Genomic DNA, 15207 nt, shown 5'->3' with positions numbered 1-15207 from the left:
TCCATAACAATACGCTTTTCACGGCGCCGCCCGCATGTCCGAAGCGATATCCCGTTATCCGTCCCTGTCTCACTGGGGCGCGTACACCGCGCTGGTGCGCGACGGCCGCGTCATCGGCTGCGAGCCCTTCGCGCACGACCAGGCTCCGTCCCCGCTTATCCACGCGATGCCCGACATGGTGCACTCGCCGCTGCGCATCGCCCGCCCCAGCGTGCGCGCCAGCTGGCTCAGGCACCGCGGCGCGCCCGAGCTGCGCGGCGTCGACGGTTACGTGGAAGTCGATTGGGACACCGCGCTGGCGCTGGTGCACGATGAATTGCAACGCGTGCGCGCGCGGCATGGGCCGACCGCCATCTTTGGCGGCTCGTATGGCTGGTCGTCGGCGGGACGGCTGCATCACGCGCGCACCCTGACGCACCGCTTCCTGTATGCCGGCGGCGGCTGCGTCGACCAATCCGGCAACTACAGCTGGGGCGCGGCGCAGTTCCTGCTGCCGCACATCATCGGCACCTACGCGCCCGTCACCGGCCGCATCACCGACTGGAACAGCGTGGTCGGACACACCCGGCTGCTGATCGCGTTTGGCGGCATCCCGCTGCGCAACACCCAGATCGCCTCGGGCGGCGCGGGCGACCACAGCGCGCCGGGCTGGCTGGCGCGAGCGCGCCAGGCCGGCATGCGCGCCGTGGTGGTCAGCCCCACGCGCGGCGACGCGCCGGCTGCCCTGGCGGCCGAATGGATCCCCATCCGCCCCAACACCGATGCCGCGATGATGCTGGGCATGGCCCACACGCTGCTGGCCGAGGACCGCCACGACCGCGACTTCCTGGCGCGCTGCTGCAACGGCTTCGAGCAGTACGCCGACTACCTGCTGGGCCGCGCCGACGGCCAGCCCAAGGACGCGGCCTGGGCCGAGCGCATCTGCGGCGTGCCGGCCGCCACCATCCGCGCGCTGGCGCGGGACGCGGCCGGCACCCGCACGCTGCTGTCGTGCTCGTGGTCGCTGCAACGCGGCCATCGCGGCGAACAGCCTTACTGGGGCAGCGTCGCGCTGGCCGCGCTGCTGGGCCAGATCGGCCTGCCCGGCGGCGGCTTCGCGTTTGGCCACGGCTCGATGAACGGCGCCGGCAATCCGCGCCCCGACCTGCCCGCGCCGGAGATGCGCGCCGGCCGCAATCCGGCCGGCGCCTCGATCCCCGTGGCGCGCCTGACCGACATGCTGCTGCAGCCGGGCGAGCCGTACGAATTCAACGGCAGGACCGGCGCCTATCCCGACATCCGCCTGGTCTACTGGGCGGGCGGCAATCCGTTCCATCATCACCAGGACCTGAACCGCCTGGCGCGTGCCTGGGCCCGGCCCGAGACCATCATCGTGCACGAGCCGTGGTGGACGCCCACCGCGCGCCGCGCCGACATCGTGCTGCCGGCCACCACCACGCTGGAACGCAACGACATCGGCGGCTCGTCGCGCGACCGCTACCTGCTGGCGATGCGGCAGGCGGTGGCGCCGGTGGGCCACAGCCGCAACGACTTCGACATCTACCGCGAACTGGCCGCGCGCGGCGGGTTCGAGCACGCCTTCACCGAAGGCCGCGACGAGATGACCTGGATCCGCCACATCTACGAACAGATGCGGCCGGCCTGGGAAGCGGCGCAACTGACGCTGCCGGCCTTCGACGAATTCTGGGATCGCGGCCACGTCGCGCTGCCGCCGCCGACGCGCGACTTCGTGCTGTTCGAGCAGTTCCGCGAAGATCCCGCCGCGCATCCGCTCAAGACCCGCTCAGGCCGCCTCGAACTGCACAGCGCGGCCATCGCCGAATTCGGCTACGACGACTGCCCGCCGCATCCGGCCTGGCTGCCGCCGGTGGAATGGCTGGGCGCCGAACGCGCGGCGCGCTGGCCGCTGCACCTGGTCACCTGCCAGCCCGCCGACCGCCTGCACTCGCAGCTGGACCCGGCCCCGGCCACCCGCGCCAACAAGGTCGCCGGCCGCGAGGCGGTGCTGCTGCATCCCGACGATGCCGCCGAGCGCGGCATCGCGCAGGGCGATGTGGTGCGGATATTCAATGATCGCGGCGCCTGCCTGGGCGGCGCGCAGCTCAGCGCCGACCTGCTGCGCGGCGTGGTGGTGATGCCGACCGGCGCCTGGTTCGATCCGCAGGATGGCGCGCTGGAACGCCACGGCAATCCCAACGTGCTGACGGTGGACGTGGGCACCTCGCGGCTGGCGCAGGGCCCCAGCGCCCTGTCGGCGCTGGTGCAGGTGGAGCGCTGGAATGGCGACGCGCCGCCGGTGCGGGCCTTCGAGCCGCCGGCGCTGCAAACGCGAACGATGGCGTAGCGGCGCAAGCGCGCGCCCGGGCGGGAGCGCGGCAACCGACGGCCCGTGCGCCCTGCTAGGCCGCGCGCACCGCCTCGGCAGGGCGCTCGGACTTGAAGACCGGGCTCATACCGGCGCGGCCGCGCGATGACGCAAATGGATCAGCGGGTAAGGCCGCCCCTGGCCGTCGCGATCGGAACGCCCGGTGCGCTCGAACCCCAGCCGTTCATAGAAACCGATCGCCTGCGCGTTCTGCTCGTTGACGTCGGTGCTCAGGCCCGGATGGCGCCGCAGCGCGTCTTCGACCAGCGCGCGGCCGACGCCCGTGCCTCGCGCGTCGGGATCGACGAACAGCGCTTCCATGTGGCCGCCGTCCAGCAGCATGAAGGCCAGCGCGCGATCGTCCGCGTCGACCGCCAGGTCGAGCGTGGCGGCGGGCAGGAAGCCCACCACTTCGGCCTCGATATCGCGCCGGTCCCGCGGCGACAGGAAATCATGGGTGGCATCGACGGCGCGGCGCCAGATGTCGACGACGCGTTCGCCGTCGGCGGGGGTGGAGGTTCTCAGGGTGATCATGGTGCTACGGAAAAAAGAAAGGAAGATAGCGCGGCGAGGCGTCAGCCGGCCTCGGTGCGCCGTTCGATGGCGCGGATGACGGCCACCATGTCGGACGCGCCCAGGCCCTGGGCCTCGGTCTCGCCGTACAGCGCATGGCTGGCGTCGAGCAGCGGCGAGGCGATGCCGGCGCTGCGCGCGGCCTCGGCCACCAGGCGGCTGTTCTTGAGGACGTCGGTGATCGCCGCCTGCACCGAGAAATCCTGCGTCACCAGCTTGCCCAGCTTGACGCGCGACACGTCGCTGGCCATCGGCCCGGCGTTCAGCACCTCGGCGAACAGGGCCAGGTCGATGCCCTGGCGCGCGGCGAAATGCACCGACTCGGTCAGGCCCGTGACCATGGTGATGAGGAACAGGTTGACCGACAGCTTCATGGCCAGCGCGGACGGCACCGCGCCACAGACGAAACTGTCGCGGCACAACGGCCGCACCAGCTCGCGCACGGCGGCGACGTCGTCGTCATGGCCGGCCAGCATCACCACCAGTTGCCCGGCTTCGGCCGGCTTGCGCGAGCCCGACACCGGCGCCTCGACGTAGCGGCCGCCGGCTGCTTCGATATCCGCGCCGAGCTGGCGCGAGAAGTCGGCCGAGGTGGTGCCCATGTTGACGATCACGTGGCCGCGCACGCGCGCGGCGAAGTCGTCCGTGCCACGCGCCAGCACCGCGTCGATGGCCGCGTCGTTGGCCAGCATCAGGATCACGGTGCGGCACTGCGCGTAGACCTGGCCGGCATCGTCGGCCACGCGCGCGCCCGCGGCGCGCAGCGCGTCGTAGCCGCCGGGGGAACGGCTCCAGACCACCAGCGGCGTGCCGGCGCGGGCCAGGTTGAGCGCCATTGGCGTGCCCATGACGCCCAGGCCGATGAATCCGATATCCATGTGTGTCTCCTGCTTGGTTGTGATCAGTGGCGCGTGGCCTCGACGCGCAGGCCGGCCGCCTTCCAGGCGGGAAAGCCGTCGCCCAGGCGCTGCGCCTGGAAGCCGCGGGCGCGCAGCAGTGCCACCGCGCGCATCGACAGCACGCAATAGCGGCCGCCGCAATAGGCCACGATGTTCTGGTCGCGCGGCAGCTGCGCCAGGTGCGGCTCCAGTTCCTCGGTGGGGATATTGACCGCCCCCGGGATATGGCCGGCGGCGTAGTCCTCGCGCGAACGCACGTCCAGCAGCAGCGCGCCCTCGTCGAGCCTGGCGGTCAGTTGCTCGATCGAGACCGCTTCGAGCTGCTCGGGGCGATTGACGCTGTCGGCCGCCACGCGCCGCATTTCCTGGCGCTGGTGCGACAGGTAGTCCTGCAAGGCCGACAACACTTCCGACACCGGGCCGGCGCCGCCGCGATACAGCACGTGCTTGCCGTCGCGGCGCGACTGGATGAAGCCGGCGCGCTTGAGCTGCTGCAGATGCTGCGAGGCATTGGTGACCGACAGCCCCGATCCCAGGGCCAGCTGCTCGACCGTGCTTTCGCGCTGCAGCACCGCCTGCAACAGGGCCAGGCGATGCGGATGGCCGAGGGTCTTGGCGGCCTCGGCCAGGTCATCGAGGGAATCGGCGGCGGGATCGGTCATTGGCAGAGTCGGCGGCAGGGTCTTCATTGACGCGACCATATCATCTTCCTATCATTCCATCATTTGTTGGATTGATAATTTACAAAAGAGGAGCCCCCCATGTCATCCCCTCCCCCCGCGTCCGCCGCGACGGCCGCCCCCGCCTCCTGGGGCGACCTGCTGCGCGGCAGGAACGGGCTGCGCTCGATCGCGCTGGCCGGCGGCGTCGCGTTGCACGCCATCAACATCTACGTCGTCACCACCATCCTGCCGACCATCATCCGCGAGATCGGCGGGCTGGCCTATTACGCCTGGAACACCACCCTGTTCGTGGCCGCCTCGATCGTCGGCTCGGCCCTGTCGGCCAAGCTCATCGACCGCCTCGGCCCGCGCCTGGCGTACCTGCTGGCGCTGGCGGTGTTCTCGGCCGGCGCGATCGGCTGCGCGCTGGCGCCGTCGATGCCGGCACTGCTGCTGGGCCGCACGGTACAGGGCCTGGGCGGCGGCGTGCTGTTCGCGCTGAGCTATGCCTTGATCCGGGTCGTGTTCGACGCGCGGCTGTGGCCGCGGGCGATGGCGCTGGTGTCCGGCATGTGGGGCGTGGCCACCCTGGGCGGCCCGGCCATCGGCGGCGTGTTCGCGCAGAGCGGCCACTGGCGGCCGGCGTTCTGGGTGCTGGTGCCGGTGGCGCTGCTGCTGGCGCTGATCGTGGCCAGCCAGTTCCGCGGCAAGAGCGCGGGCGAATCGGCATCGGGCCCGGTGCCCTGGCTGACCATCACGCTGCTGGTGCTGTCGGTGCTGGCGATCTCGGCCGCCGGCCTGTCGCAGAGCCTGGCCTGGAACGCCGCCGGCATCGTGGCGGGCATCGCCATCGCCGCCGCCATCGCCCGCATCGATACCCGCGCCCGCGCCAAGCTGCTACCGACCGGCGCCTATTCGCTCGGCACCCAGCTGGGCCTGCTGTACGCCATCATGAGCCTGCTGGTGGCGGCCCTGACCACCGAGATCTTCGTGCCCTACTTCCTGCAGGTGGCGCACGCGATGACGCCGCTGGCCGCGGGCTACATGACCGCGCTAATGGCGGGCGGCTGGACGCTGGCCTCGATCTACAGCGCCGGCCGCGAGCCGGCCCGAGCCTGGCGCCTGATCCGTGCAAGTCCGCTGGTGGTGCTGGCCGCGCTGGTGGCGTTGGCGGCCACCATGCCGGTGGTCGCCTGGCAGCCGGCGTCGCTCGGCCCGATCCTGCACGGCATCGCGCTGACGGCGGTGGGCTTCGGCATCGGCCTGGGCTGGCCGCATCTGCTGACGCGGGTGTTCTCGGCGGCCGCGCCGGGCGAGGAAACGCTGGCGTCGTCGTCGATCACCACGGTGCAGCTGTACGCCACCGCCCTGACCGCGGCGCTGGCCGGCGTGGTCGCCAATGCCGGCGGCCTGACCCAGCCGGGCGGCATCGACGGCGCCAAAAACGCGGCGCTGGTGCTGTTTGGGGTGTTCGCCCTCGCGCCGGCCGCGGCCGTCCTGCTGACCGGCCGCCTGAAACGCGCGTGAAGCCGGCGCGGCGGGACGGCGCCCCGCCGCGTCCGTGCAACGGCCGTCAGGCCAGGACCGCGGGGTTGATCACGTGGATCGGCTTGCCGGCGGCGTAGGCGACGATCTGGTCGAACACGTCGGAGAACTGGGTCTCGTATTCGTCTTCGGTGACGTAGCCGATGTGCGGCGTGCACAGGGCGTTGGGCAGTTGCAGCAAGGGATGCTGCGGATCGGTCATCGGTTCCGACTCGAACACGTCCACCGCCGCCGCGCCCGGCCGGCCCGCGCGCAGCGCCTGCGCCAGCGCGCCGGGCTCGATCAGGCCGGCGCGGCTGGTGTTCACCAGCAGCGCCGACGGCTTCATCCGCGCCAGGTCCGCCGCCGTGACGATGCCGCGCGTGTCCGGCACCAGCCGCATGTGCAGCGACAGCACGTCGCAAGTCTCGAAGAAGGCCTGCTTGTCGGGCGCCACGTCCCAGCCGTCGTCGCGGGCCCGCTGGCGCGAGGCCTCGCGCGCCCACACCAGCACCTTCATGCCGAAGGCGGCGCCGTAGCGCGCCACTTCGGCGCCGATGCGGCCATAGCCGTAGATGCCGAGCGTGCGGCCGCGCAGCGTGCGGCCCATGCCGGTCTGCCAGGTGCCCTGCTTGAGCAGTTGCACCGCCTGCGGAATGCGCCGCATGCCGGCCAGCACCAGCCCCCAGGTCAGTTCGGCGGCCGCGTACGACGGCGTGCCGGCGTGCTGGTTCGACGACAGGATGACGCCATGCTCGGTGCAGGCGTCGACGTCGATGTGCGGATAGACGCTGCGCTGGCTGATCAGCCGCAGCTTGGGCAGGCGCGCGATCAGCGGCGCGCGGATCTGGGTGCGCTCGCGGATCAGCACCAGCGCCTCGGTGTCGCGCAGGCGCTCGGCCAGCGCGTCCACGTCCTGCACGTGGTCGTTCCAGACCGTGACGGCGTGGCCGTCGAGTTTGCGGAAACAGGGCAAGCCCCGCAGCGTGTCGAAATAATCGTCCAGAATGGTGATGTTCATGGTCTGTCGTCCTCCTCGGATGCGGGCATTGTGGGCGCGCGCCAGCCGACCGTAAAATGATATTAATTAGTCAATTGATGCGTTTTCCTCATGAAAATCGACGTGCTCGGCGTACAGGCCTTCGTGGCGATCGCGGATCACAAGAGCTTTCGCCGCGCCGCCGGCGAGCTCAGCATCACCCAGACCGCATTGAGCCGCCGGCTGCAGAACCTGGAATCGTTCCTGGGCGTGCGGCTGGTGGAACGCACCACCCGCTCGGTGGCGCTGACGCCGCCCGGCGACAGCTTCCTGCCGCAGGCGCGCCGGCTGCTGGCCGACCTGGCCGCGGCGCTCACCGAGATCCGTGAAACCGGCAAGGCCCAGCGCGGCGACGTGACGCTGGCCTGTGTGCCGACCATCGGCGTGCACTACCTGCCGCACATCCTGCAGCGCTACAGCGCCGAACATCCGCAGAACCGCGTCAAGGTGCTGGACCATTCATCCGGCGCGGTGGCGCAGGCGGTGCTCACGCGTGAAGCCGAGTTCGGCATCAACATCGCCGAGACCCACGCCCCCACGCTGCAGAGCATCCCGCTGCTGCAGGACGACTTCGTGCTGATCTGCCGCGAAGACCATCCGCTGGCGCGCCGCCGCACGCTGCCCTGGGAAAAGCTGGAAGGCCATCGGCTGATCTTTCCGGGCACCAGCAGCAACAACCGGCCGCTGCTCGACCACGCGCTGGCCGAACTGGCGCCGCGGCTGACCGCCTTCTATGAAGTGCAGCGCAGCTCGACCGCGGTCGGGCTGGTGGCCGCCGGCGCCGGCATCGCCGTGGTGCCGCGGCTGGCCTGGCAGGCCGGTTCGTATCCGGGGCTGCGGGTGGTGTCGCTGCACACGCCGGTGGTGGGCCGCACTTTTTCGCTCATCAGCCGCAAGGGCGCGCACCTGTCGCCCGCCGCCCAGGCCTTGCACGACCTGATCCTGCGGCACCGCGAGCAGGGGCCGCGCTGAGGCGCTGCCGGGCGCGGAACTTTCGCACCGCTTTATACAATTGGTGACGCTTCGCCGGAAAAATCGGGCCACAATGCGCCGGCGCTTTTCCCGATCCACTAGGAACCACGATGAACAAAGCCCTTGCGTTGCTGCTCTGCGCCGTCCTGCCCGCCGCCGCGTCCGCGGTGCAGCCCGATGTCGAGCCCCTGACGCTCAACCCGCAAAACCAGCTGTATTGCAACGAGCAGGCCGACTGGTGCGTGGGGATCAAGGTCGACGGCGGCTTCGAGGACAATGGCCCGTTCGCCACCAGCCGCACCCTGCGCGCCGACTACCGCTTCTGGGACCTGCCCGACATCCCGAACTTCACGCGCTTCACCGTCTGGCCGCACCTCATCCGCCTGAGCGAGGAGCGCGCGCTGGTCGGCGTGATCGGCCCGAACGAACCGGACTACAAGGAAGAGATCCAGTTCCCCGGCGGCAGCTTCTCGCGCCGCGACCTGTACCTGTTCATGGTCGACCTGGGCGACAAGTCCTCGGCCCTGGCGCACCTGATTCCCTACACCGCCAAGGCCGGCATCCGCGCCTGCGCCAACGAGGCCGACGAGAAGCGCCGCGAAGGCAACTGCATGGACTATTACCGCTATGACGCCACGGTGAAGGCCCTGCCCAGCAAGCAGCCGTATCCGGACCTGCAAGTCACCACCCAGGCCACGCGCAGCCCGGCCGACGCCAGCCGCTACGCCGATCCGGGCAAGCGGCCCGCGCCGACGGCCGCGCAGTTGCAGCCGCGGGCCGACAAGCAGTGCAGCTACACGGTGACCTACAAGTGGCAGGAAGAGGGCTCGGTCTACCGGCCCGCCACGCCGGTGCCGGACTGCGCCGAGTTCCTGGAACCGCATCCCAAGAAGAAGTGACGCGCGGGCCCGGCCACCTTGGCGGTGTCCCGGCCCTGCCTGTCCCGCCGCCGCGGCGCAATGCGCCCGGCCGCCGGCGCCGTCAGTCGGCGTAGCCCGGATTGCGCCGGTCCAGCCGGCGCAGCAGGCCCGGCCATGCCAGCGAGGCCTTGTGGGCGCGGTCGGCCGGCGATTCCACCGCCGCGCGCGCCAGCACCTCGGGCGGAATGAACGTCAGTTCGCCGCCCGCCTGCGCCCGCACCTGCACCATGCAGGCCGCTTCCAGCCGGTGCATGGCCTGGAACGCCTCGGCCATGCTCTGCCCCACCGTCAGCAAGCCGTGATTACGCAGGATCAGGTAGTTGTTGCCGCCCAGGTCGCGCACCAGCCGCGGCTGCTCTTCGGGATTGAGCGCCAGGCCTTCATAGTCGTGATAGCCGAGGGAACGCAGCACGATGAACGCGAACTGAGACAGCGGCAGCAGGCCTTCCTTCTGCGCCGACACCGCCACGCCGTTGATGGAATGCGTGTGCAGCACGCACATGGCGTCCTTGCGGGCCGCGTGGATACAGCTGTGGATGGTGAAGCCGGCCGGATTGATGTCGTATTCCGAGTCCATCACCTTGCGCCCGTGCAAGTCGATCTTGACCAGGCTGGACGCCGTGATCTCGTCGAACATCATGCCGTAGGGATTGATGAGGAAATGCTCGGTGCCCGGCACCTTGGCCGTGATGTGCGTAAAGATCAGGTCGTCCCACCCGAACAGCGCCACCAGCCGGTAGAGCGCCGCCAGGTCCTTGCGCACCTGCCATTCCGTCTCGCCGACCCGTTCGCGCACGCTGGCGCCCGTTTGACCTGCCGTATCCATGCTGTCTCCCTTCGTGGTGTTCTCCCGCCACGGGAACGCGGCGGGGTCTGTTGCGCACTGTATTCCGTTTGCGCGCCGCTGGTGGCGTGGACAAGGCAAGCGTCCGCGGCGTGCAACGCGGCGGCGGCAAGCACGCGGACCCGGCGCGATGCCCCGCCTCAGGACGCGCCGTCCGCGCGCCGCCCGGCCGACGCGCCGCGCAGGATGGCCGCCAGGCACAGCGCCAGCGCCTCGGCGCGCGCCGGCGTGGCCTGGCCGATGCCGAACACCAGCCCCGGCTGCGGCGCGGCCAGGCAGAATTCCGAATAGGTCCTGGCGCCATAGCCGGCCCGCGCCAGCGCCTGCACCACCGCGTGGTCGTCGATGGCGGCGTCGCGGAACCGGACCGCCAGCTTCAGGCCGCCGGCGCCATCGGCCACCCGCAGCCACCGGCCGCAATGCCGCGTCAGCGCGCCCACCAGGTTGTCCATGCGCTCGGCGTAGACGCCGCGCATGCGGCGGATATGGCCGCGGAAATGGCCGTCGTCCAGGAAATCCGCCAGGCCGGCCTGGATGTGGATCGAGACCTCGCCCTGGCGCAGCGCCATGTCGGCCAGGCACGGCGCCACCAGCGCCGGCGGCAGGATGGCGTAGGCCACCCGCAACCCCGGCGCCAGGGTCTTGGAGAACGTGCCGACATAGGCCACGCGCTGGCCGGTGTCGATGCCCTGCAGCGCCGCGATCGGCCGCGTGGCGTAGCGGAACTCGCTGTCGTAGTCGTCCTCGATGATGAAGGCGTCGTGGCGTTGCGCCGCCTCCAGCAGCGCCAGGCGCCGCGGCAGGGTCAGGGTGGCGCCGGTGGGGCACTGGTGCGACGGGGTCACGTAGATCAGGCGCGGCGGACCATCGGCGGCGCGCGCCGGATCGATGCCAGCGTCGTCGCAAGGCACCGGCGCCAGCCGCGCCCCGGCCCGCTGCAACAGGGCGCGCGCCTTCGGGTAGCCGGGGTCCTCGATCCACGCGACGGGCGCCCGCGGCGTCAGCACGACGCGGGCCAGCAGCTCGATCGCGGCCGCCACCGATGGCAGGATCACCACCTGGTCGACCTGCGCCACCACCCCGCGCGCGGCGCCGACGTGCGCGAGGATCGCGGCGCGCAAGGCCGGCAGGCCGGCGACCGGTCCGTAGCCCAGGTCATGCACGCGCAGCGACTTGATGCGGCCGGCGACGCAGCGCGACCAGGCGGCCGCCGGAAAGCTCTTGAGGTCGGGAATGCCGGGCTGGAACGGCAGGCTGCGCGCGGCCGGCGCCAGCGGTGACGGCGGCGGCGCAGCGGGCGCCAGCGGTGACGGCGGCGGCGCAGCGGGCGCGCCCGCCAGCGGCCGCGGCTGCCGCGCCGCGACCCGGGTGCCGGAGCCGCGCACCGTTTCGATATAGCCCTCCGCGCGCAGGCGGTCGTAGGCCTGCACCACGGTCGAGCGGGCGATCCGCAACGCCAGCGCCAGGGCGCGGGTCGACGGCAGTTTTTCGCCGGCGCCGAGCCGGCCCGCCAGCACGCGTTCGCGAATGGCCCGGCACAGCTGCCCTTCGAGATCGCCCTGGGGCCGGTCCAGCACCAGCCAGGTGACGGCGGCGGATGTCATGGCGGAAAGCGCGGAACGGGTCAGCCGGAATTTTAGTGGCATCGGCGCCCGCCGCGCCGCCCCCGCCCCGCACTGGTAGGGCGGACATCGGCAAAGCGGACGGTTGCGGCGGCGGCGATGGGCGCTACAAGTATGGCCCGTCCCGCCCTCCCCGCTTCGCATGTCTTACGACCCGCTCCTCATCACCGGCGGCGCCCTGGCCGGCGGCCTGGTCTCCGGCCTGACCGTCTTCGGCACCGGCCTGACGGCCCTGCCGATCTGGCTGCTGGCGCTGCCGCCCGCGCTGGCCTCGCCGCTGGTCATTATCTGTTCGGTGGTCTCGCAGCTGCAGACCCTGCCGTCGATCTGGCACGCCATCGACCTGCGCCGCACCGCGCCCTTCATCATCGGCGGCCTGCTGGGCGTGCCGGCCGGCGTCGCCGTGCTGCCCCATGTGTCGCCACGGCTGTTCCAGGGCGGCCTGGGACTGCTGCTGATGACGCTGTGCACCGCGCTGCTGCTGAACGGCCACTACCGCCTGCCGCGCAGCAGCCGCCTGGCCGACGGCCTGGTGGGCCTGGGCGGCGGCCTGCTGGGCGGCATCGCGGGGCTGTCCGGTCCGCTGCCCACGCTGTGGGCCGGGCTGCAGGGCTGGAGCAAGGACGAGCGGCGCGCGGTGTTCCAGTCCTTCAACCTGTCGATCCTGGCGGTGGCGCTGGCGTCGCAGGCGGTCTCGGGCTATCTCGACGGCGAGGTCCTGTCGCTGGCCTGGCGCGCGCTGCCGGGCACGTTGATCGGCGCCTGGCTCGGCCGGCGCCTGTACCAACGCGTCAATGTCGAGGTGTTCAACCGCATCGTGCTGCTGGTGTTGCTGATTGCCGGCATCAACATGCTGATCCAGGCGTTCTGAGGCCAAAACCCGCCGTTCGCGGGTAAGTCCGTCTACAATTCAGGAATAATTCAGGTTCGCCGGCAAGCGGGGCTCGGCGCGCCATGACGACCTGGAATGACGGAGACACCATGCAAGACCCCATCAGGATCTTTGTCGGCTGCGACCCCAACGATTGCGATCTCGAACAGATGATGGTGCTGGACTTCAGCGCCCGCAAGCATGCCTCGCGTCCGGTCGAGATCACCTGGATGCGCCTGTCGCGCGACCCCGCCAGCCCCTGGTACTGCGATCCGGAGCGCGGCCGCGGCTGGCGCACCGAAAAATGGTCGACGCCGTTCTCGGCCTTCCGCTGGGCGGTGCCGGCCGCCGCCGGCTTCCAGGGCCGCGCCTTGTACATGGACGCCGACATGCTGGTACTGTGCGACCTGGCCGAGATCTGGGACCTGCCGCTGGACGGCGAGGCCATCGTCGCGGGCCGCCGCGACGGCGACGGCTGGCGCTCCTGCGTGGCACTGTGGGACTGCGCCCGGGCCCGCGCCCACCTGCCCACGCTGGAAGCCCTGCGCGCCAAGCGCCACGCCAATCGCGAGATGAAGCACTACTTCGCCGACCGGCCGCGACTGGTCCAGCACCTGGACGCCCGCTACAACAGCATCGACGGCGAAAACCTGGCGCGCGACGAGATCGGCATCCTCCACTATTCCGACATGGGCACGCAGTTCTCGCACCGCTACGCGATGCCGCGCCTGCGCGCAGAAGGCCGCCAGCACTGGTTCGACGGCGAGGTGGTGACGCACGCCCGGGCCGACCTGGCCGAGCTGTTCGAGCGCTACTACCAGGAAGCCCTGGCGGCCGGCCATTCGCCCTGCGACTACCGCAACGAGGCGCCGTTCGGCGACGTGGTCAAGGCCTCGCAGAAGGACTACACCGGCAACCGGCCGCGTCCGGCGCGCCGCTCTTGGGTGCAGCGGCTGTGGGCGGGCGCCCTGGGCGGCTGATTCCGGGCGGGTTTGGGCTCTAATGGCGCCATGTCCACCGCCCCCCTCGTTTCCTATTTCTGGCGCGGCGACGCGCTGCGCAGCCGCGGCGTCGGCGCCGCCGTGCGCACCGCCACGCTCGCCTTGCCCGCGCCGCCGGCGCGCCTGATCGCCGATTGGGCGCGGGAAATCGACACCCGGCTCGAACTCGAACCCGGCGACGTCGAGCAGATGCCGCTGGCGCGCACCATGACGCGCTGGCCCGAATACGGCGCCTGCGTGCGGTCGATGCGCGACTGGAGCGCCGCGCTCGGGCTGGGCGACGTGCTGGCCGACAGCGACATCGCGCTGATGGCCTGCCGCGGCGCACGCTACCACCACGACGGCGATCAATATGGCGGCGCGGCCTTCTGCAATCTGTTCCTGAGCGAGGACAAGGGCCTGGACCTGGTTTTCGCGCAGACCGGCCAGCGCATCGCGCTGACGCGCGGCACCGCGGTGCTGTTCGATACCTGCCAGCCGCACGGCGTGGTGCCGCGCGGCGCCCACGCGTTCCGCGAATCGGACTTCGCGCCGGGGCCGGACCTGTCGCAAGTGTTCCTGACCTGGGAACTGCCCATCGAGGACCCGCGCGTGGCGGCCGCGCTGGACATCGCCTTCGATATCGACCCGGCCGGCGCCGCGCGGCTCGACGACGAGCAGGTGCGGCGCGGCGACACACGCCTGGCCGTGCGGCCCGACCGCGGCGATTGGGAAGCGGCGGCCCCGCTCACCGACTGAGCCCGGCGCCGTCGCGCCGGGCATGCGCCTCCATTTGTTCGACCAAGGCCCGCGCGCCGTTGTCATCGAACATGTCGGCCAGCGCCTCGATGCAGCCCGGCGCGATGCCCGCCGCGCGCGCCCACATCGATTCCTCGCCGCGCCGTTGCCCCGCGCGCCAATCATCGGCCCCGACCAGCGCTTCGGCCAGCTCCGCCGCGTCCAGCATCGCCAGGTTGACCCCCACGCCCAGCGGCGGCATCACGTGCGCCGCATCGCCGATCACGGTCAGCCCGGCCCGGTGCGGCCAGCGCAGGCCCGGCGGCAGCGCCATGATCGGGCGCACCGCGGCGATCCCCTCGGCCTCGGCGATCAGGTCCAGCAATGACGGCGCCCAGCCGGCAAAGCGGGCCAGCAGCGCGTCCTTGCCGATGGCGGCCAATGCCGGGTCGGGGCTGGCCCCGGTCGCGGCCCCGGTCCGCAGCGCCGCGTAGACGCGCAGCGTCGCATTGCCATTGCGCTGCCCTACGATGCCGGCGCCGCCATGCAACGCGAACAGCGTGCCATGGCCCACCAGGCGGGCGGCCCGCGGATGGCGGCGATCGACGTCGCGCAACCACAGCTCGATGAATGTGACGCCGGTGTAGGCGGGCAACGCGGGCGTGAGCGCGGCGCGGACCTTGGACCAGGCGCCATCGGCGCCCACCACCAGGCCATACGGTCCCTTGACGCCACTGGCGCAACGCAGGTCATGACGGCCGTCGGCGCGGGGCAGCACCGCCTCCAGCCGCTCGCCCCAGCGCACCACGCCGGCGGCCAGCGGGTGCAGCAACAGCGCGCGCAGCGCCTGGCGGTCGATCTCCGGACGGTCGCCCTCGCCCGGCGCGGGAATCTGTTCACGCAGCAATTGCCCGGTGGCGTGGTGGACCAGCCGTGTCTCCTGGTCCTCGTGCCGCGCGATCGCCATGAAGGCATCCAGCAATCCCGCCCGCGCCAGCGCCCGCTGGCCTTCCTCGGGATGCAGGTCCAGCGAACCGCCCTGGTCGCGCGCGTCGACCGAGGCGTCCGTCTCGAACACGTCCGCGCGCCAGCCATGGCGCTGCAGGACATTGGCCAGGGTCAGGCCGGCCGGGCCGGCGCCGACGATCGCGATGGTGGGGGCTTGCCGCATGGCGGTCTTTCCTTTAATTTAATAGGT

The 15207-nt window shown here is 71.4% G+C and carries 14 protein-coding genes; 7 read left to right on the top strand and 7 right to left on the bottom strand.

All coding sequences use genetic code 11. The features are described 5' to 3' along the window. The first annotated feature begins 34 nt into the window (after window positions 1-34). Window positions 35-2344 carry a molybdopterin-dependent oxidoreductase gene (locus tag AC1HFW_RS26220; RefSeq protein WP_479285695.1) on the top strand — a complete coding sequence of 770 codons (2310 nt, stop codon included), beginning with the start codon at window positions 35-37 and terminating at the stop codon, window positions 2342-2344. Between the two features lie 105 nt (window positions 2345-2449). Here AC1HFW_RS26220 and AC1HFW_RS26215 read toward each other — a convergent pair whose 3' ends face one another. The 3 genes from AC1HFW_RS26215 to AC1HFW_RS26205 are packed head-to-tail and all read right to left on the bottom strand — an operon-like array spanning window position 2450 to window position 4499. Further along, window positions 2450-2899 (bottom strand): acetyltransferase, encoded by a 450-nt coding sequence (locus tag AC1HFW_RS26215; protein WP_116519685.1) that lies wholly within the window; start codon window positions 2897-2899, stop codon window positions 2450-2452. 41 nt (window positions 2900-2940) lie between these two features. After that, window positions 2941-3816, bottom strand: coding sequence for an NAD(P)-dependent oxidoreductase (locus AC1HFW_RS26210; protein WP_116519686.1), 876 nt, complete (start codon window positions 3814-3816; stop codon window positions 2941-2943). A gap of 23 nt (window positions 3817-3839) precedes the next feature. Beyond that, window positions 3840-4499: an ArsR/SmtB family transcription factor gene (locus AC1HFW_RS26205; RefSeq protein WP_006391148.1), complete on the bottom strand. Its 660-nt coding sequence runs from the start codon at window positions 4497-4499 to the stop codon at window positions 3840-3842. Between the two features lie 99 nt (window positions 4500-4598). Between AC1HFW_RS26205 and AC1HFW_RS26200 the strand changes: the two genes are divergently transcribed. Further along, window positions 4599-6026, top strand: a complete 1428-nt coding sequence (locus AC1HFW_RS26200) for an MFS transporter (RefSeq protein WP_479285692.1) — start codon at window positions 4599-4601, stop codon at window positions 6024-6026. Between the two features lie 46 nt (window positions 6027-6072). Here AC1HFW_RS26200 and AC1HFW_RS26195 read toward each other — a convergent pair whose 3' ends face one another. Next, a complete protein-coding gene (locus AC1HFW_RS26195; RefSeq protein ID WP_479285690.1) occupies window positions 6073-7044 on the bottom strand; it encodes a D-2-hydroxyacid dehydrogenase family protein in 972 nt (323 codons plus the stop codon). A gap of 90 nt (window positions 7045-7134) precedes the next feature. Between AC1HFW_RS26195 and AC1HFW_RS26190 the strand changes: the two genes are divergently transcribed. After that, window positions 7135-8034, top strand: a complete 900-nt coding sequence (locus AC1HFW_RS26190) for a LysR family transcriptional regulator (RefSeq protein ID WP_061073450.1) — start codon at window positions 7135-7137, stop codon at window positions 8032-8034. 110 nt (window positions 8035-8144) lie between these two features. Further along, window positions 8145-8933: a hypothetical protein gene (locus AC1HFW_RS26185; RefSeq protein WP_479285688.1), complete on the top strand. Its 789-nt coding sequence runs from the start codon at window positions 8145-8147 to the stop codon at window positions 8931-8933. Between the two features lie 82 nt (window positions 8934-9015). Here the strand turns inward: AC1HFW_RS26185 and AC1HFW_RS26180 are convergent, their stop codons facing one another. After that, window positions 9016-9780 carry a class II aldolase/adducin family protein gene (locus tag AC1HFW_RS26180; RefSeq protein ID WP_116519691.1) on the bottom strand — a complete coding sequence of 255 codons (765 nt, stop codon included), beginning with the start codon at window positions 9778-9780 and terminating at the stop codon, window positions 9016-9018. 158 nt (window positions 9781-9938) lie between these two features. Further along, window positions 9939-11402 (bottom strand): MocR-like pyridoxine biosynthesis transcription factor PdxR, encoded by a 1464-nt coding sequence (gene pdxR / locus AC1HFW_RS26175; RefSeq protein ID WP_479285687.1) that lies wholly within the window; start codon window positions 11400-11402, stop codon window positions 9939-9941. A 160-nt stretch (window positions 11403-11562) separates the two neighbouring features. Here pdxR and AC1HFW_RS26170 point away from each other — a divergent pair, with 160 nt between their 5' ends. The 3 genes from AC1HFW_RS26170 to AC1HFW_RS26160 all read left to right on the top strand — a co-directional run bounded on the left by AC1HFW_RS26170 (window position 11563) and on the right by AC1HFW_RS26160 (window position 14030). Continuing rightward, a complete protein-coding gene (locus AC1HFW_RS26170; RefSeq protein ID WP_479285686.1) occupies window positions 11563-12291 on the top strand; it encodes a sulfite exporter TauE/SafE family protein in 729 nt (242 codons plus the stop codon). Between the two features lie 110 nt (window positions 12292-12401). Further along, the gene (locus AC1HFW_RS26165; protein ID WP_479285684.1) at window positions 12402-13271 is read left to right on the top strand and encodes a glycosyl transferase; all 870 of its coding nucleotides are present in this window, start codon (window positions 12402-12404) and stop codon (window positions 13269-13271) included. A 30-nt stretch (window positions 13272-13301) separates the two neighbouring features. Continuing rightward, the gene (locus tag AC1HFW_RS26160) at window positions 13302-14030 is read left to right on the top strand and encodes a hypothetical protein (protein ID WP_104021704.1); all 729 of its coding nucleotides are present in this window, start codon (window positions 13302-13304) and stop codon (window positions 14028-14030) included. On the opposite strand, the gene AC1HFW_RS26155 is transcribed toward AC1HFW_RS26160, so the two are convergent. Then, the gene (locus AC1HFW_RS26155; RefSeq protein WP_479285682.1) at window positions 14020-15180 is read right to left on the bottom strand and encodes an FAD-dependent oxidoreductase; all 1161 of its coding nucleotides are present in this window, start codon (window positions 15178-15180) and stop codon (window positions 14020-14022) included. The genes AC1HFW_RS26160 and AC1HFW_RS26155 overlap by 11 nt on opposite strands. Between the last annotated feature and the right edge of the window lie 27 nt (window positions 15181-15207).

The sequence above is a fragment of the Achromobacter sp. ISS7 genome, from assembly GCF_056523125.1.
The sequence above is the reverse complement of the archived record's forward strand: the minus strand, read 5'-3'. Positions and strand labels throughout refer to the sequence as shown.